This window comes from Lutimonas halocynthiae (assembly GCF_030409835.1).
Taxonomy (GTDB): Bacteria; Bacteroidota; Bacteroidia; order Flavobacteriales; family Flavobacteriaceae; genus Lutimonas; species Lutimonas halocynthiae.
Window position 1 is genome coordinate 535,483 of the sequence record NZ_JAUFQO010000004.1, and the last position, 17,345, is coordinate 552,827.

General features: G+C 36.6%; 16 protein-coding genes. 4 read left to right on the top strand and 12 right to left on the bottom strand.

The window, feature by feature from the left end:
- Positions 1–6 precede the first annotated feature (6 nt).
- From argH to QWY87_RS08210, 12 genes are all read right to left on the bottom strand, one after another.
- Positions 7–1,299, bottom strand: a complete 1,293-nt coding sequence (gene argH / locus QWY87_RS08155) for an argininosuccinate lyase (RefSeq protein WP_290290149.1) — start codon at positions 1,297–1,299, stop codon at positions 7–9.
- A 30-nt stretch (positions 1,300–1,329) separates the two neighbouring features.
- Positions 1,330–2,388 carry a M20 family metallo-hydrolase gene (locus QWY87_RS08160; RefSeq protein ID WP_290290151.1) on the bottom strand — a complete coding sequence of 353 codons (1,059 nt, stop codon included), beginning with the start codon at positions 2,386–2,388 and terminating at the stop codon, positions 1,330–1,332.
- A complete protein-coding gene (gene argB, locus QWY87_RS08165; protein WP_290290154.1) occupies positions 2,385–3,164 on the bottom strand; it encodes an acetylglutamate kinase in 780 nt (259 codons plus the stop codon). The genes QWY87_RS08160 and argB overlap by 4 nt, the downstream gene beginning before the upstream one ends.
- 10 nt (positions 3,165–3,174) lie before the next feature.
- Positions 3,175–4,134: an N-acetylornithine carbamoyltransferase gene (locus QWY87_RS08170; protein ID WP_290290155.1), complete on the bottom strand. Its 960-nt coding sequence runs from the start codon at positions 4,132–4,134 to the stop codon at positions 3,175–3,177.
- A 2-nt stretch (positions 4,135–4,136) separates the two neighbouring features.
- Entirely contained in the window at positions 4,137–4,913 is a 777-nt protein-coding gene (gene proB, locus QWY87_RS08175) for a glutamate 5-kinase (RefSeq protein ID WP_290290156.1), read from the bottom strand.
- Positions 4,897–6,093, bottom strand: coding sequence for a glutamate-5-semialdehyde dehydrogenase (locus QWY87_RS08180; protein WP_290290157.1), 1,197 nt, complete (start codon positions 6,091–6,093; stop codon positions 4,897–4,899). Before QWY87_RS08180 ends, proB begins: the two co-directional genes overlap by 17 nt.
- A 4-nt stretch (positions 6,094–6,097) precedes the next feature.
- Complete coding sequence (locus tag QWY87_RS08185; protein ID WP_290290158.1) at positions 6,098–7,252, bottom strand: aspartate aminotransferase family protein; 1,155 nt, start codon at positions 7,250–7,252, stop codon at positions 6,098–6,100.
- Between the two features lie 10 nt (positions 7,253–7,262).
- Positions 7,263–8,060 (bottom strand): pyrroline-5-carboxylate reductase, encoded by a 798-nt coding sequence (proC, locus tag QWY87_RS08190; protein WP_290290160.1) that lies wholly within the window; start codon positions 8,058–8,060, stop codon positions 7,263–7,265.
- Between the two features lie 9 nt (positions 8,061–8,069).
- On the bottom strand, positions 8,070–9,047 hold the full coding sequence (argC, locus tag QWY87_RS08195; protein WP_290290161.1) for an N-acetyl-gamma-glutamyl-phosphate reductase: 978 nt from the start codon (positions 9,045–9,047) through the stop codon (positions 8,070–8,072).
- Between the two features lie 2 nt (positions 9,048–9,049).
- Positions 9,050–10,231, bottom strand: a complete 1,182-nt coding sequence (argG, locus tag QWY87_RS08200; protein ID WP_290290162.1) for an argininosuccinate synthase — start codon at positions 10,229–10,231, stop codon at positions 9,050–9,052.
- A gap of 62 nt (positions 10,232–10,293) precedes the next feature.
- Positions 10,294–10,920, bottom strand: a complete 627-nt coding sequence (locus tag QWY87_RS08205; protein WP_290290164.1) for a GNAT family N-acetyltransferase — start codon at positions 10,918–10,920, stop codon at positions 10,294–10,296.
- 376 nt (positions 10,921–11,296) lie between these two features.
- Positions 11,297–11,986, bottom strand: coding sequence for a sigma-70 RNA polymerase sigma factor region 4 domain-containing protein (locus QWY87_RS08210; protein WP_290290165.1), 690 nt, complete (start codon positions 11,984–11,986; stop codon positions 11,297–11,299).
- Positions 11,987–12,249: 263 nt separating this feature from the next.
- On the opposite strand from QWY87_RS08210, the gene QWY87_RS08215 reads away from it, so the two are divergent.
- The 4 genes from QWY87_RS08215 to QWY87_RS08230 all read left to right on the top strand — a co-directional run bounded on the left by QWY87_RS08215 (position 12,250) and on the right by QWY87_RS08230 (position 17,329).
- The gene (locus QWY87_RS08215; protein WP_290290167.1) at positions 12,250–13,086 is read left to right on the top strand and encodes an alpha/beta hydrolase; all 837 of its coding nucleotides are present in this window, start codon (positions 12,250–12,252) and stop codon (positions 13,084–13,086) included.
- Between the two features lie 11 nt (positions 13,087–13,097).
- Positions 13,098–14,627, top strand: a complete 1,530-nt coding sequence (locus tag QWY87_RS08220; protein ID WP_290290168.1) for a lytic transglycosylase domain-containing protein — start codon at positions 13,098–13,100, stop codon at positions 14,625–14,627.
- A gap of 146 nt (positions 14,628–14,773) precedes the next feature.
- Complete coding sequence (locus tag QWY87_RS08225) at positions 14,774–16,321, top strand: lytic transglycosylase domain-containing protein (RefSeq protein WP_353959159.1); 1,548 nt, start codon at positions 14,774–14,776, stop codon at positions 16,319–16,321.
- 39 nt (positions 16,322–16,360) lie between these two features.
- Entirely contained in the window at positions 16,361–17,329 is a 969-nt protein-coding gene (locus QWY87_RS08230) for a DUF4837 family protein (RefSeq protein WP_290290171.1), read from the top strand.
- Positions 17,330–17,345: the final 16 nt, after the last annotated feature.

A 17,345-nucleotide genomic window follows, 5' to 3' on the forward strand; every position in this document is an offset into this window, starting at 1 on the left:
AATTATTTACGAATTATGGGCGTTTGCTTTTTTCATCTTGGCTTTTATTCTATCCAAAGATAAATTCCCAACACTACCTATGTGTGTATGCACAACATCCTTATTCGGCATAAAACTTCCGTCTCCTACTTTTCCACCAACAATTTTGTAAGCATCTCTAAATGGAACACCATCCTGAACAAGTTTATTAACCTCTTCAACAGTAAACAAGTAGTCATAAATCTTTTGGTCTACTATATGCTTATTTACCTGAATATTACTCAATGAAAATGTAAACATTTCCAAACATGATTTTAGCGCTTGAATAGATGGTATTAAGCCTTCCTTTAATAATTGCAAATCCCTGTGATAACCACTTGGAAGGTTATTGATAATCAAGGTTAGCTCAAAAGGAAGTGCCTGAATCTTATTACATTTCCCTCTTATGAGTTCAAAAACATCAGGGTTCTTTTTGTGCGGCATGATACTCGATCCGGTTGTTAACTCATCTGGAAAAGAAACAAATCCAAAATTCTGACTCATATACAAGCAAATATCCATGGCAAATTTTGAAAGCGTACCAGCTATAGAACTCATTGCAAAAGCAACATTTCGTTCCGTTTTACCCCTGCTCATTTGTGCCGCAACAGAATTTACTTTTAACTCACAAAACCCCATCTCTTTTGTAGTAAAGTCACGATCTATCGGAAAAGAACTGCCGTAGCCAGCAGCTGAGCCCAATGGATTTTGATCCACAACGCGATAAGCGGCATTCAGCATGTATATATCATCGATCAAACTTTCGGCATAAGCAGAAAACCACATCCCAAAAGAAGAGGGCATGGCTACCTGAAAATGGGTGTAACCTGGTAACAAGTTGTTTTTATAGGATTCTGACAACTCCATCAAAAGATCAAAAAACCCGGTGATCAATCCCCTGATTTCTTTAATTTCATCTCTTAAATACAAATGGACATCCACCAAGACCTGATCATTTCTGGAACGGGCTGTATGTATTTTTTTACCTGTGTCACCCAACTTTTCAGTAAGCATATACTCTACTTTTGAATGCACATCTTCAAATGATTCTTCAATGATAAAATCACCTTGCTGAATTAATGATATAATTGAAACTAATTCCTTTTCAACCAGCTTCATTTCATCGGCAGATAGTAAACCAATTTTATGGAGCATTTTAGCATGCGCCAAAGAACCAATTACATCGTATTTTGCGAGAACCAAATCAAGCTCCCTGTCATTGCCAACGGTGAACAAATCTATTTTCTTGTCAGTACTAAATCCCTTATCCCATAATTTCATAAATCCTTATTTTTCTTGTTTCTCACGAAACTATAATATTCCTTTTAAAATTTTAATATATAGATCGATGCCTTCATCTATCTCATTTTCATAAATAAATTCATCTGCCGTATGAGACCTCAAGGAGTCACCAGGCCCTAATTTTAGCGAAGGGCAACTGAGGTTTGATTGATCAGATAGTGTTGGTGATCCATAAACTTCTCTCCCAAGAGCCATACCGGCTAAAACAACCCCGTGGTCTTTTGGAATAGATGATGAGTTCAAATTAAGTGATCTTTCTTTGACCTCGACTTCTACATGTTCTTTTACAAGATCTAATACTTCTTTGTTTGAATAAAGATCATTAACCCTGACATCTACTACAAAATGACATGTTGATGGCACTACATTGTGCTGATTCCCTGCCTCAATCTGAGTAACTGTCATTTTAGTGTCGTGTAATGTTTCCGATACTTTTGGAAATTTAAAACTTTCAAACCATTTGATGGCTTTCATCGCCTTGTAAATCGAATTATCGCCTCTTGAATGCGCTGCATGACCTGCGGTTCCATGGGCATAACAATCAAGTACAAGCAATCCTTTTTCGGCAATGGCCAATTGCATGAGTGTAGGCTCCCCAATAATAGCAAAATCTATCTCGGGCAACTTGGGTATCATTGAACGAATACCTTTATTACCTGAATTTTCTTCCTCAGCCGAAGCTAAAAGTATCAAATTATACTTGAGCCCTTTTTGCTTGTAGAAATGCTTAAAAGTGGCTATAAGTGATACCAAACACCCTCCTGCATCGTTAGACCCCAATCCAAATATTTTACCTTCTTCTATCTCACACTTATGAGGATTTCTGGTATAACCCTTATTAGGTTTGACAGTATCATGATGTGAATTCAATAAAATACTGGGTTTCGAATCATCAAAATCTTCATTCAAGGCCCAGATATTGTGTTGATCTCTTTGATAAACGATATCCTCAACCTTTAGAAATTCTTCTATCAGGCTTGCAGTACCCTCTTCTTCACCTGAAAAAGAAGGCGTGTTAATCAAATCAATCAACAACTGTTTTGCTTTTTTGCTCAAGTCAGTTATCATAATGTAAGCATTGTATGTTTTATAGTTCTGTCTCTAATTAACTCCGTTTTACCAATAATCACCCTGTCAACCCCATTTTGCAGCGAATTAAAACAATTTTCAAGTTTTGGCAACATTCCTTCGTTTATGACTCCTTCACTTTTCAGGAACGCATACGTTTCGCTGTTAATATTTTCAATTACCGATGCATCGTCCTCCACATCTTTGAGAACACCATTTTTTTCAAAACAATAAATCAGTTCAACTTCAAAATCAGCAGATAAGCCTTTTGCTACTTCCGCTGCAATGGTATCAGCATTGGTATTCAATAACTGACCTTGTTTATTATGCGTGATAGCAGAAAAAACAGGTGTAATACCAGCATTTAAAAAAAGTGAAATTGTTTTGCTCTCCACTTCGTCTATGTCTCCGGCAAAACCATAGTCTATTTCTTTTACGATTCTTTTATGGGCTTTAATCACATTGGCATCTGCGCCTGACAAACCTAAAGCATTGCATGCTTTTGACTGAAGTTTTGCGACAATACTTTTATTAAGTAAACCTGCGTAAACCATCGTAACCACTTCTAAATTTGCCTGATCAGTAACACGCCGACCACCAATCATTTTGGGTTCAAGACCCATGGAATCTGCAATTTCTGTAGCCTTTCTGCCACCTCCGTGTACTAATATCTTCAAACCTTGCAATTGGGCAAAATCAGCAAGAAAAGAATCAAGCTCAGTCTCGCTGTTGATCACATTCCCTCCAATTTTTATAATGCTAAGATGCTTTTTCATAGTCTACATACTACTTATTAAGATTCTCTAATATCTTTTTCAATACTAATTGGGCTGAAAAAGTTCGGTTATTGGCTTGCTCGATCACCAATGAATTTTCACTATCCAAAACAGCGTCTGATACAACAACATTTCTCCTTACCGGGAGACAGTGCATAAACTTAGCCGAATTGGTCAAAGCCATTTTTTCTTTACTGATGGTCCATGAAAGATCTTGATGGAGCACCTGACCATAATCATCAAATGAGCTCCAATTTTTGGTGTAAATAAAATCAGCACCTATAAATGCTTTGTCCTGATCGTATTCTATTTGGCTATCATCTACAATTTCAGCATCCAACTCATAACCTTTGGGATGTGTAATCACAAAGTCAGCGTCTTGTTGCTGCATCATTTCAACAAAAGAATTGGCTACAGCATGCGGTAAAGCCTTAGGATGCGGAGCCCACGAAAGGACTACTTTTGGTTTTCTTCCCATTAAAGATTCCATTTGCTCATCCAGCGTTATGGCATCTGCAAGTGCCTGTAGCGGATGCCCGACAGAACTTTCCATATTTACAATAGGAACCGAAGCGTGTTTTTTAAATCCATTCAATACAATTTCTGCCTTGTCTTTCTCCTTATCTTCAAGAGAAGCAAAAGCCCTTATGGCAATAATGTCACAAAATTGAGAGATCACCTGAGCAGCTTCTTTAATATGTTCTGACTTGCCCTGATCCATTCGAATACCATCTTCATATTCCAGCGCCCAACCTTCTTTGTCAAAATTCATTACCATCGTGGTCATGCCAAGATTCTGAGCCGCCTTTTGGGTACTAAGTCTTGTTCTTAAACTTGGGTTAAAAAACAATAAACCAATTGTCTTATTGGTTCCCAAGCTTTGATGTTTAAAAGGGCTTTGTTTTAATTCTCTGGCCTCTTTTACCCACTTATCTATGGAATCTATATCCTTCACCGATACATAATTCATGATTAACTATTTAAAATTTTAGTAAATGCTATTTGCTCATTCATGGCATTGAGAATAAAATTATCTCCTATACCATTTACAATCCAAGTTTCTATTTGCTCTTTTTTTAGTATTTCAGCCGCTTCAATCTTTGACTGCATACCGCCGGTTCCCTGAGAAGATTTCCCATCAATTACTTCTTTCTCCAAAGCCTTCAAATCTGTCACAGTTCGAATAGTCGATTTAACTTTTTCACCTATACTCTCTTTTGTATAGATTCCATCAGTGTTGGTTGCGATAATTACCAGGTCAACTTCCATAAGTGCCCCGGTGAGCGCCGCCAATTTATCATTATCTCCAAATTGAATTTCTTCCGTTGCCACGGTATCATTCTCATTAATGATTGGGATATAAGAATTGTCTAGGAGCACGTTGATTGTGTTATAAATATTTTCCTTTGATTTATCTCTCTTAAAATCAGCATAAGAAAGCAAACACTGAGAGGTCAACAAACCTAATTCTCTAAAACTCTCCTGAAAGATACGCATAAGATGCGGCTGACCAATAGCAGCCAAAGCCTGCTTCACATTGATTTCTTTACCACTCGATTCCAATTTTACAAATTGTTTCGCCACTGCGATGGCACCTGAACTAACAATAATAAAATCATGGCTATCTTTTAGTTCAGATATTTGCCTGCCTATATCTTCAATTTTTCCTCTAGAGATTTGATTAGTCTCTTTTGTCAAAGTATTGGTTCCTATTTTTAGAAGTACTCTTTTCTTATCTGATTTGTCCATTCCCGTATACATACCATTTGTTAGTCACCAAATGTTGAAGACCAATAGGCCCTCTTTGATGTAATTTATCTGTACTAATTGCCAATTCACCTCCAAGTCCGAATTGAAAACCATCTGTAAACCTTGTCGATGCATTATGATACACTGCAGCTGCATCAACTGCACTTAAAAAGTAGTCAACTTCCTTTGTATTCTCAGAAACAATTGATGCCGAATGACCTCCTCCATAGGTATTGATCATGTTAATTGCTTCGGATAGCGAATCTATACTTCCCATTAAAATCTTATAATCTAAAAACTCCTTAAACCATAAGGATTCATCCTGGTTTGCATCAACGCCTTCGAATTTTGACAGATCTCCTGAGGCTAAAACAGTCACCTTTTCCGCATTCAGTTTCTCGATTAATTCCTTTACAAATAATTCATATCCAGGCAACGCAGTATCAATAAGCACCTTATCCAAAGCATTACAGGCTGAAATTTTTGCCGTTTTGGCATTGATAATGATGTCAAGTGCCTTTGCTTTATCAGCGTCTCGCGCTACATAGACAAAATTATTTCCTCTGCCACTAACAATCACCGGGCAATTAGCGTGCTCCTTGACGAAGGCAATTAATTTCTCACCTCCTCTCGGAATAATCAAATCTATTTTTTGATCGGGTTTTCTTAAAAATTCTCTCGTTTTCTCTCGATTATAGTTTAAATAAGTGACCCAATCTGAACTACAATTGTTTTCAGCTAATGCCCTATGCCATAAGGCAACTATAGAAAGATTTGAATTCAAAGATTCTTTACCTCCTTTAAGTAAAATTTTATTACCTGACTTAAAAGCTATTCCTCCCGCTTCAATAGTCACATCAGGTCTCGATTCATAAATAATCATGATCGTTCCAAATGATGCCGTTTTATTATATATCTCTAGGCCGTTATCGTGTGTAAAATGAAATCTTTCTACTCCAACGGGGTCGTCCTGACTCTCCAATTGTTCAAGTGACAGCACCATGCCCTCAATTTTCTCCTCATCCACCTTTAATCGATCATACATGGCTAAGTCATTCTTATCAAATGCCTCCATATCCAATGCATTGGCCTGTAAAATGCTTTCTTTTTCTTCATCAACCAATCTTGCCATACTAAGCAGCACAGCGTTTCTTTGGTCTATTGTTAGCATTGTTTCCATTCTTTTAAATTCTCGTTTCTTTATTGGTAATTTTAGTCAATACCCGTTTTAATGCTTCTACAAAACTGTCAATTTCCTCTTTTGTAACTGAAAGCGGTGGTAATATTCTCAATAGATTTGGATCAGCTGATCCTCCAGTAAAAATACCTTCCTCAAAAATCAATGCCTTCCTCATCTCAGATACAGGGAAATCAAACAAAACACCTAACATCAATCCCTTTCCTTTAATTGATATGATCCCATCAACTTCCTTTATTCTTTCTAAAAAATGAGAAGAAACCGTATTTACATTCTCCATTAATGACTCCTCTTCAATAACATTCAATACAGCATGCCCTGCCGCACAGGCCAGGTGATTCCCACCAAAGGTAGTACCTAGCAAACCATAGGATGCTTTGATACGATTAGAAATAAGAATCCCTCCTATCGGAAAACCATTTCCCATCCCTTTTGCCATACTGATGATATCAGGCTGAATTCCATGATGTTGAAATGAGAAAAATTTCCCACTTCTCCCATAGCCCGACTGAATCTCGTCAAGGATAAGCATAGCGCCATATTGCTTGCATAATCTTTCTAAATCCTGGAAGAAAGCTGTAGAACCTTGATTCAAACCTCCTACTCCCTGAATTCCTTCTATAATGACCGCAGCCACATCATTTTTAAGCAACTCTTTTTCTAATAATTCCGCATCATTTAATGGGAGAAAAACAACCTCTTGCTGACTGTTTATTGGCGCGTTTATTTTTTTGTTATCGGTGGCTGCAACGGCGGCAGATGTTCTACCGTGAAAAGCCTTTTCAAAGGCAATTACTTTGCTTTTTCCCGTTTCAAACGAAGCCATTTTTAAAGCGTTTTCATTCGCCTCTGCTCCTGAATTACACAAGAACAAATTATAGGCTTCGCATCCAGAAACCGATCCAAGCTTTTCCGCAAAAGATACTTGCAACGGGTTCTTTATAGAATTGGAATAAAACCCCATTTTTTCCACTTGATCGCGTATCGCTGAAACGTATTGTTCATGCGAATGACCGATGGAAATCACGCCATGACCTCCATAAAGATCCAGGTATTTCTTCCCATGATTATCGTACACATAACATCCTTTCGCTTTTTCAGGCGTCACATCATACAAAGGATAAACATCAAATAATTCCATATGCCTGTTCTTAAATCTGATTAATTTTTTCGTAGGACGTTACCAAGCCTTTAATGATCGATGAACTTAAACCTTGATGCTCCATCTCATTTAAGCCTTCAATCGTACAGCCACTTGGTGTGGTCACCTTGTCTATTTCTTGTTCAGGATGACTTTGAGAATCTATTAGTAAACTTGCTGCTCCTAAACAGGTCTGCATTGATAATTTTTGGGCTTCCTCACTATGAAAACCTAGCTGTACAGCTCCCTGGGTGGTAGCTCTTATCAATCTCATCCAAAAGGCAATACCACTTGCGCAAATAACAGTTGCTGCCTGCATGAGACTCTCATCAATACACATGGTTTCGCCCAAGGCATTAAATATGCTCTTGGCAATATGAAAATTCTCCTTTCCTTTTTCATTCGCGCTGATACAGGTCATTGATTGACCAACAGAAATAGCCGTGTTCGGCATACATCTGATTACCGGCACATCCTTTTTAACCATGGCTTCAATTTCCTCTATCTTTCTTCCTGTTGCTACAGAAATAATAGTGTGTTTTTTAGGATCAATCAGGTCTTGAATCTCCTCTAGCACCTCCATCAATTGGGCAGGTTGAACAGCTAGGATAATCACGTTTGAATACTTGACCGCTCTCCTGTTATCATCAGTTGTCTTGACAAGTGATACTTTTTCAAAATGGCTGAGTGAAGCAGTATTCCTCTTGGTCAAATACAAAGATTTACAATTAATTTCTTTCTTCTGGCTCAGAATACCTACTGCTATTGAGTAGCCCAAGTTTCCCACTCCTATAATGGCTATTTTCATGTGTTCGTTTTAAAAAAAGTTAGCTTTTAGTTTAAGACCTTCTGCCTGGTTAAAACCGAACATAAGGTTCATATTTTCAATGGCCTGACCCGAGGCCCCTTTCAATAAGTTATCAATCGCACTTGTGACGAGCAACTTGTCTTTGTGTATTTGAAGATGTATCAAACATTTATTCGTATTAACCACCTGTTTTAAGAATATCTCTAGATCAGATACATGGGTAAACATGGCCTCTTTGTAAAAATCTTTGTACAAATTTTTTGCCTCTTCAATACTCCCATCAAATTTGGTATAAGCCGTCGCAAAAATTCCCCTGCTAAAATTACCTCTGTTAGGAACAAAATTCACCTCATGGTCAAAACCTGGCTGAAGGATTTCAATATTTTGATTAATTTCTCCCAGATGCTGATGGTTAAAAGCCTTATAGTGAGAAAAGTTATTGTCTCTCCAAGTAAAATGTGTTGTTTTTGACAAGGATACTCCTGCTCCGGTTGCGCCCGTAACGGCGTTGACATGGATATCATCTTTCAACAAAGAGGCATCTGCCAACGGAAGCAATCCTAATTGTATCGCCGTTGCAAAACAGCCTGGATTAGCGATATATTGTGCTTTACTGATCTCTTCTTTAAACACTTCGGTCAAGCCATAGACAAACTTTTTATTCATAAAAAAACTGTCTTTGGTCAACCTGAAATCATTACTGAGATCGATAATTTTGGTCTTATCACTAAATTCATTCTCCTTTAAAAAAGCTGAAGAATTTCCATGACCCAGGCATAAAAATAAGACGTCAATATCAGGGTTAACTTCACTGTCAAACTTCATATCGGTATCACCCAAAAGATCCCGATGCACTTCTTGAATTTCATTTCCGGCATTTGATGTGCTATAAATGAAATCCAATGTAACTTTGGAATGATTCAGAATCAACCTTATCAGTTCTCCAGCTGTATAGCCAGCTCCTCCTATTATGCCTGCCTTGATCATTTTTATGAATTTACGTGGTTATAAATTTTACCCTGATTCGAAGTAATTTTAATAAACCCTTTAGCATCTTCAGCTGTCCATCCTTCATTTGTTTCACCGTAACTGGCAAAAGATGAGCTCATCAAATCATGCGCTGATGAAATTCCGTTAAGGGTGAACCTATAAGGGTGCAACGTAACAAAAACATCTCCATTTACATTTCTTTGTGTGTCTTCCAAAAAGACTTCGATATTTCTCATCACCTCATCCAGATACTGACCTTCATGTAATAACATTCCATACCAATTCCCTAATTGCTCCTTGTGATGTTGTTGCCATTTAGTAAGCGTGTGTTTTTCAAGTAAGTGATGGGCTTTGATGATCACTAGTGGCGCGGCTGCTTCAAACCCAACCCTGCCTTTGATTCCAATAATCGTATCTCCAACGTGTATATCTCTGCCAATGGCATAAGCTGAAGCCAACTTTTCCAAGGCTTCAATATTGTTAACATGGCTATCCTTTTTACCATTAACGGCAATTAATTCACCCTTTTCAAAAGTTAGTTTTACATCACTTGGGTCGTTTTTTGTCAATTGACTTGGATAGGCTTCACTTGGCAATCCGGCATGCGATGTTAAGGTTTCTTCACCTCCAACACTAGTGCCCCACAGGCCTTTATTAATTGAATACTTGGCTTTTTCCCAAGGTAAGTCAACACCATTCTCCTTTAAAAAATCAATCTCAGTCTGTCTTGACAATTTATAATCTCTAATGGGAGTAATAATCTCAATTTCCGGAGCCAAGGTTTGGAAAATCATATCAAACCTGACCTGATCATTACCTGCTCCGGTACTACCATGGGCTATGTATTGAGCCCCAACTTTTTTAGCATAATTAACGATTTCAATCGCCTGAACAATTCTTTCAGCGCTCACTGAAAGCGGATACGTATTGTTTTTGAGTACATTACCATAAATCAAATATTTCACAACCTTATTGTAGAAGGTTTGAACGGCATCTATCGAAGTGTAGCTAGTCGCTCCCAATTGAACCGCTTTCTCTCCGATTGAAGCAATTTCTTCTTTTTCAAATCCTCCTGTGTTGACACTTACAGCATGCACTTCAAATCCTTCAACCTGCGAGAGGTATTTTGCACAGTAAGAAGTGTCTAAACCTCCACTATATGCCAATACTAATTTTTTCATTTTTTAAATATTTATGTTTCCGATACCATCATTTTAAGTTGGTTATCGACTTATGAATTGTTTTATTTGTTCTTAGTCTGGTCTTTCTTTTTCAAAAACAAGCTCTGCTTAATTCTTTTTAGTCTGCTCAAACTTTTAGAATTATAAGGATGTTCCTTTTTTTTATCTTTTTTCCCGTCATATAACATTCCCGTGCAAAGACACATTTTCTTGTCTGTTCGTTGCAGCACATCATAATTAGTGCATGTCTGACAACCCTTCCAGAATTCAGGATCATCTGTTAACTCAGAAAATGTAACTGGCTTATAACCCAATTCATAGTTGATCTTCATGACGGCCAGCCCTGTGGTAATGCCAAAAATTTTCGACTTAGGATACCTTTTCTGAGAATACTCAAAAACCTTTGTTTTTATCTTTTTTGCCAATCCTTGATTTCTGAAATCAGGGTGTACAATTAGACCTGAGTGAACAACAAAATTCTTATCACCAAAAGTTTCGATATAACAAAAACCAGCAAATTTCTCACCTTCCAGGGCGATAACAGCATTGCCGCTTTTTATTTTCTTTTCAATATACTCGGGAGTTCTTTTGGCAATACCGGTCCCTCTCTGTTCTGCCGACTTATCAATCGTTTGACTGATTTTAATGGCGTATTTAATATGTTTATCTGTAGCAATTACAATTTCCATTGTATTGAAATAAAGTAAGTTTTTGAAATAGAATAAAGATTGTGCAGAGATGGACTCACCTATCTCCAATAATATAGAATACCCTTACGGGCGACGGCGAGAAATACGAACAACATTAATCGAAGTTTGACTTTTATAAACTTTTATCGTTCTTAAATTGTTCTGAAAATGCATTGTAATAAATTGAAATGTGAATTGAAAAATTGATCTAACCTAATTATTGGCCTAAGCGGCGCAAGGGGCGGCGGCGATTCTCTCTATCTGTAGTATGTAGCGTTTTCGTATTCACCCTGCAATATTACAATATTAATTCATTCTGAAAAAGAAAACATTCAACATTTTTCAATCAAAATCAAAATCTATTGAGAATCAACCATTATTCGAGCTGGTTTTTAATTGTTTCTCTTACAGAATTAACAATTTCTTTAACTTCTGAAACCTCCATATTTAATATTGAAGCAATTTCATGAAAGCTTAATTTACCTAAAATATACAAGTCAACTATATTTGACGTATTCACCGGCAGTTTATAATAGACTTTACGCAAGGCATTTCTGTCACTCTTTTCTTGGAAAGTTTTTATCTGGTCTAAACCCAAAAAAGTTTTAACTCCTTCTTCTGATTCGTCATATGGCAATTCTTTTGGCCCGCCATTCTGCTGATGGTAAGAAATGTCATCAAGGTCTTCATTCATGATCAAATCATTTCCTGCATCAGAAGTAAAATTCTCTTCAAGTTGCTTTAATTCTTCTTCAAGAATCAATTTGGTGCTAATAGAATCTTTGTGCCAGGCTTCAGATTTGAACAAGGCTGACATTCTAGTATTTAGAAAAGCAAACATGGCCATTCTTAGTTCTTCTGCGTCCTTAGATTTATGCAATCCCTTTTCATAGACTTCCAATACAACTTCATCAATAATTTCACTTGATTTATACATATTCCTTGGGAAATAGCCTAGCCTCTCTCCCACTCTGATTCGCTGTTTTGAATAAGGGTGAAGTAAATGAACAATGGTCAATGTTTTTTTTTCTGGATTTTGGCTGGAATTCGATTTTAGTGAAGTCATTATCATCGGCATTTAATGTGTCTTCTAAAGTTACGAAATAAGTGGCAGTCCTATATTTAAAATGAAGACAAATATTAGCTTAATTATGAAATATATTGCTGCTTCTGAGCAGGTAAATGATGCTAAAATTAGCTATAAAATAGGGGATGCCAGACTTAAGTGATTGATTTTATAATAGTTAATACCGAAGTTTTTATCAGTTTTCAACAATTTTGCAATTTCAAGGCTGTCCTTCTCTATTTTTGAGTACAATCATCTGAACCATGACTCGAAAACCTTTTGAATTTCAAATATGTGGATTAACACTTCATGGTCAGTATTATCAGCCTAAAGAGGCTAAAGCAGTAATCGTTTTGGTTCATGGAATGGGTGAATATTCCAGACGCTATGAACAAACCATTGTACCAGAACTTTTAAAACAATCCTTTGCCGTGGTCTCTTATGATCAGTTCGGGCATGGGCTTTCAGAAGGTAAAATAGGTGACAATCCTGGATATGACTATATTTTAGATGGCCTTGACCAAGTGCTGGACAAAGCTAAAAGCTTATTTCAAAGGCTTCCAACTTTTCTTTACGGTCATAGTATGGGAGGGAATGTTGTGATTAACTATGCGCTTAGGCGAAAAAACAATTTAAATGGTGTAATTGCTACAAGTCCGTTTCTAAAGCTTGCCTTCAATCCTCCTGCATGGAAAATGTCTTTTGGAAAGATCATAGAGCAGCTCTACCCATCACTAACTATGCCCAATGAATTAGACGCAGAGGCACTCTCTAAAGATAAAAAAGAGGTTGAGGCCTATCTCAACGATCCCATGATTCATGACAAGGTGAGTACTCGCTTTTCTTTAGCGTTTATGAAAACCGGAGAATGGGCCATTAAGAATGCTTCCTCATTGAAAATACCAATGCTGCTGCTACATGGAACCAAAGACAGGATCACATCGCATCTGGCGTCAAAAGAGTTTGCAGAAAATTCTAAAGGCAAGGTAGAATTCCATCCTATAGAAAATGGTTTTCATGAACTTCACCATGATATTGAAAAACAAATGGTCCTAGACATAATTTGTGACTGGATAGAAAAACGAATAACAATAACCTAAATAAGAACGCTATGAAAAACTTACTTATTCTTTATTTACTGACGCTATCGCCCCAAATCATTGGGCAAAATAGTGTAAACATTCAAGACAATTATTTTGTTTCAAATTTCAATGATGAAATCGTCGAGCCACCGCTTTTAACAATAAAAAATTTAATTCCGGTGTCTATTCAAACAAATAAAACCTATAATAACAATTGGTTAATTGACAAAGACATCGTAAATGAAAAAACTGATTCAAAAGATTTTTCATCGCTAATATTGATTGATCACCTAAGCCAGTTAAATAATGTAACGCCATTCAGCGTATCTCATAATGCAACGTTAGAAAGATTCATAAGGGTTTATCTTAAGGATCGTCGTGAGAATTTAGACAGACTACTTGGCAAGTCAATTTACTACTTTCCGATTTTCGAACAGTATTTAGACAAATACGAACTGCCTTTAGAATTAAAATATTTAGCAGTAGTTGAATCTGCTTTAAATCCGGTTGCAGTTTCTCCTTCTGGAGCTAAAGGAATGTGGCAATTTATGTATGGCACAGGTTTAGAATATGACCTATACATTGATTCATATGTTGATGAGCGTTTGGATCCTATTAAATCTACTGAGGCAGCCTGTATTTACTTAAAGCACCTGCATAAAACTTTTGGCGACTGGGATCTGGCCTTAGCTGCCTACAATTCAGGTCCTGGGAACGTTAAAAAAGCTATTAAACGCGCTGGAGGGAATAAAAATTATTGGGAGATAAGAAAATACCTACCCAGAGAAACAAGCAGCTATGTACCTGCTTTTTATGCCACGATGTATTTATTTACGTATGCCGATTATCACAGTCTAAAACCTGAAAAAAGTGATGTATCCTATTTCAATACAGACACATTACATTTAAAGGGAAATCTAAGTTTTGAGGCCATTAAAAATCACACTGGAATAGACAATGAGTTGTTGAAGGCGCTCAATACCCAATACAAAAAAGACTTTATACCCTTGGTCCCAAATCGGGTAATGTCTTTGACATTACCAGTTAATATGATGCCTGTTTTTCTAGAAAATGAAAGCGAAGCCTATCATAACAAATCGAATGCTAACATGAGTAAAAGCAACAAAGTTATTCGTGTAACGGCAACAAATAGTTATCTGGTAAGAAAAGGCGACAACCTGAATAGCATAGCAAAAATTCATGGAATAAGTCTGGAGCAATTAAAAATATGGAACGGTCTTGATACAAATTTTTTAATCGAAGGGCAACGCCTAGTCATTACATCCAAAAAAACAGCACTACTAAAAACCACATCAAATTCTGGGCTCAATCAAACACGTAAAACTACATTACTTAAAAAAACAAATGGATTCATTCATTACACAGTAGAGCATGGTGATACCTTATTCAAGATTTCCAGAAAATTTGATAACATTCCGATCTCTGAGCTAAGGATGACCAATAACCTTTACGATGTGAATTATTTGAAACCAGGTATGGAACTGAAAATAAGAAACGAAAAGAATAATAACCCATCGCAAACCATAAGCAAATCATAAGATTTTGCTAAAACCATGGCATTATTTCAAAAAATATAGAATAAATAAAATTTTGTTCTATTTTTACCGTTTTCATACCGAAGATACTGACAATAACGATGATATAAATGAATATGATGCGCCGATATTTTACCCTATTTTTTTGCTTGACACTCAGCATTTCTTATGCACAAGAAGCAGTAGTCAATGAGAATTCAGAGCCAATACTAACTGAGAAAGACTCCATACTTGAAACGAGCACTATTGCTGAACTTCGTGTAATCGACACTGTAAAAATTGATACGACACTTTTAGCAGGACAAACGATAGCACTAATAGACCACGTTGAAGTGAGTGAGTTTGACAAAAAATGGCTGGAATCATGGAAAAATAATGTCATCGACAGCAGCTTAATCATCAAGCCTGAAGACACTATAGGAAAAGTAGTTATTGAAAACTTTACAACAGAACAACTAAAAGAGAGAATCGCCTATTTAGACAGTCAAACTCCTTTTAATTTTGAATATAATCCTTCTCTTGAAAAAATCATCAAACATTATTTAAAGAATCGGCAACAGACCCTTGCCAATTTAATGGGAAAAGCCAAGTACTATTTCCCAATGTTCGAAGAACATCTTGCCAAATATGATATTCCAATGGAGTTGAAATATCTTGCTATAGTTGAATCTGCTCTAAAAGCGAATGCGACATCTCGAGTTGGTGCAAAAGGACTTTGGCAGTTCATGTACGGAACAGGAAAGGAATACGATTTAAAAGTGAGTTCTTATGTCGATGAGAGAAGTGATCCAATTAAAGCTACTGAAGCGGCCTGTCAATATTTGTCAAAACTTCATGGTATTTTTAATGATTGGGATCTTGCCCTGGCAGCCTACAATTCAGGCCCTGGTAATGTAAACAAAGCAATACGAAGATCAGGAGGACAAAAGAATTACTGGAATATTCGCCATTATTTACCACGTGAAACGGCTGGCTATCTACCCGCTTTTTATGCAACTTACTATATTTTTGAATATGCAGATGAGCATCAATTATATGCGAAAAATGACATCCTCAACACCTTTGAAACCGATACAATTGTTGTCAAAAGGCAAATAAGCTTTGAGCAGGTAAATAATATTTTAGGTACTGATATGGAATTACTTACTTTTCTTAATCCACAGTATAAACTTAAAATAATTCCAGTTGTAAAAGGAAGAGATTACACGCTTACCTTACCAAAATTTATTTCTGGAAGTTTTGTGTCTAATGAAGCTCAAATCTATGCTTATGCGGAGGCAGAAGATGCTAAAAGAGAAAAGCCACTTCCAAAATATTTTGAGGCCAATGACAGAATCCGATACAAGGTTAAAAGTGGTGACTATTTAGGAAAAATTGCCAATAAATATGGCGTATCGGTAAGCAGTATCAAAAGATGGAATGGTTTAAAAAGCAATAACCTCAGGGTAGGACAAAGACTTACAATATATCCTAGAAGGGCTATCGCTACAAGCAATTCACAACCAAACAAAGCAAAGACTACAGTTAAAAAACCTGCCCCTAAAGGAAAATACGCTACATATGTAGTGAAGAAAGGAGATTCATTATGGTTGATTTCTCAAAAGTATCCCCAAGTTTCTGTTGCTCAATTAAAAGAATGGAACGATATTTGGAGTACGAAAAGTCTGAAACCAGGAACCAAGCTCAAAATTTACTAGAATTTTCCGACCTTAGGTTACCCAAATAAAACCTTAATAATGTTTAAAAGATTTACCCTCCTTCTTTTTGGTCTGGGATTATTCTTATCATGCGGCAAAAGTGATAAGGTTATTCTTGTCTCTTCCACCGGTAGAATAAACCATGTACTAATTGTGATGAACGATGAAGACTGGAATGGAAAAGTTGGAGATGCGCTTAAAAAAATAATTGCAGAGCCTGTAATAGGCTTGCCACAAGAAGAGAATCAATTCTCAGTAACTCAAGTAGATCCTAGAACATTTAATGCGCTCTTTAAAAGAAATAGAAACATATTATTTGTTGGGATTGATACCACTAGCGTTGTATACGCAAATACAGATATTTATTCAAGTCCGCAGACTACATTGACCATTTTGGCCGAAGATAAAGATGCCCTTATAAATAGTATTGAATCAAACGGAGATAAAATCATCAATACATTTAAGAAAAATGATTTGGTCTTATATCAAAGAAAGGTCACAAAAGACATACATGATTCAGATAATATCGAAACGTTTAAAAACTTAGGTGTTACACTAAAAATACCATTTGATTATAAAATGGTTGAAGACACCGGTCAATTCCTTTGGTATAGAAATTCTTTTGCCAGAGGATTGTTAAATATTATTGCATACGAGATACCAACTTTTGGAGAGCCTTATACCAAGGAATCTTTGGTTTCATTCAGAGACTCAATTGGTAAGAGTTTTATCCCTGGTCAGTTTGACGATACTTATATGAGAACCGAACCCAATTTTACACCAATCACCAGCCAAGTTGAACTTGATGGTATGACGGCCATTGAATCGAGAGGGCTTTGGTTTGTTGAAGGAGACTTCATGGGAGGGCCATTTGTTAGTTACACCATCGAAGACCCAGAAAATGAAAGACTCATTGTTATTGAGGGTTTCAGTTATTCACCCTCTTCTAAGAAAAGAGATGTTGTTTTTGAATTGGAAGCCATATTGAAAACGGTCAAAAAGAATTAATGACTAATAGAACAAT

Bases quoted from the DNA above. Each gene is read 5' to 3' on its own strand.
- argH (WP_290290149.1), bottom strand. From the start codon at position 1,299: ATGAAATTATGGGATAAGGGATTTAGTACTGACAAGAAAATAGATTTG.
- QWY87_RS08160 (WP_290290151.1), bottom strand. From the start codon at position 2,388: ATGATAACTGACTTGAGCAAAAAAGCAAAACAGTTGTTGATTGATTTG.
- argB (WP_290290154.1), bottom strand. From the start codon at position 3,164: ATGAAAAAGCATCTTAGCATTATAAAAATTGGAGGGAATGTGATCAAC.
- QWY87_RS08170 (WP_290290155.1), bottom strand. From the start codon at position 4,134: ATGAATTATGTATCGGTGAAGGATATAGATTCCATAGATAAGTGGGTA.
- proB (WP_290290156.1), bottom strand. From the start codon at position 4,913: ATGGACAAATCAGATAAGAAAAGAGTACTTCTAAAAATAGGAACCAAT.
- QWY87_RS08180 (WP_290290157.1), bottom strand. From the start codon at position 6,093: ATGGAAACAATGCTAACAATAGACCAAAGAAACGCTGTGCTGCTTAGT.
- QWY87_RS08185 (WP_290290158.1), bottom strand. From the start codon at position 7,252: ATGGAATTATTTGATGTTTATCCTTTGTATGATGTGACGCCTGAAAAA.
- proC (WP_290290160.1), bottom strand. From the start codon at position 8,060: ATGAAAATAGCCATTATAGGAGTGGGAAACTTGGGCTACTCAATAGCA.
- argC (WP_290290161.1), bottom strand. From the start codon at position 9,047: ATGATCAAGGCAGGCATAATAGGAGGAGCTGGCTATACAGCTGGAGAA.
- argG (WP_290290162.1), bottom strand. From the start codon at position 10,231: ATGAAAAAATTAGTATTGGCATATAGTGGAGGTTTAGACACTTCTTAC.
- QWY87_RS08205 (WP_290290164.1), bottom strand. From the start codon at position 10,920: ATGGAAATTGTAATTGCTACAGATAAACATATTAAATACGCCATTAAA.
- QWY87_RS08210 (WP_290290165.1), bottom strand. From the start codon at position 11,986: ATGACTTCACTAAAATCGAATTCCAGCCAAAATCCAGAAAAAAAAACA.
- QWY87_RS08215 (WP_290290167.1), top strand. From the start codon at position 12,250: ATGACTCGAAAACCTTTTGAATTTCAAATATGTGGATTAACACTTCAT.
- QWY87_RS08220 (WP_290290168.1), top strand. From the start codon at position 13,098: ATGAAAAACTTACTTATTCTTTATTTACTGACGCTATCGCCCCAAATC.
- QWY87_RS08230 (WP_290290171.1), top strand. From the start codon at position 16,361: ATGTTTAAAAGATTTACCCTCCTTCTTTTTGGTCTGGGATTATTCTTA.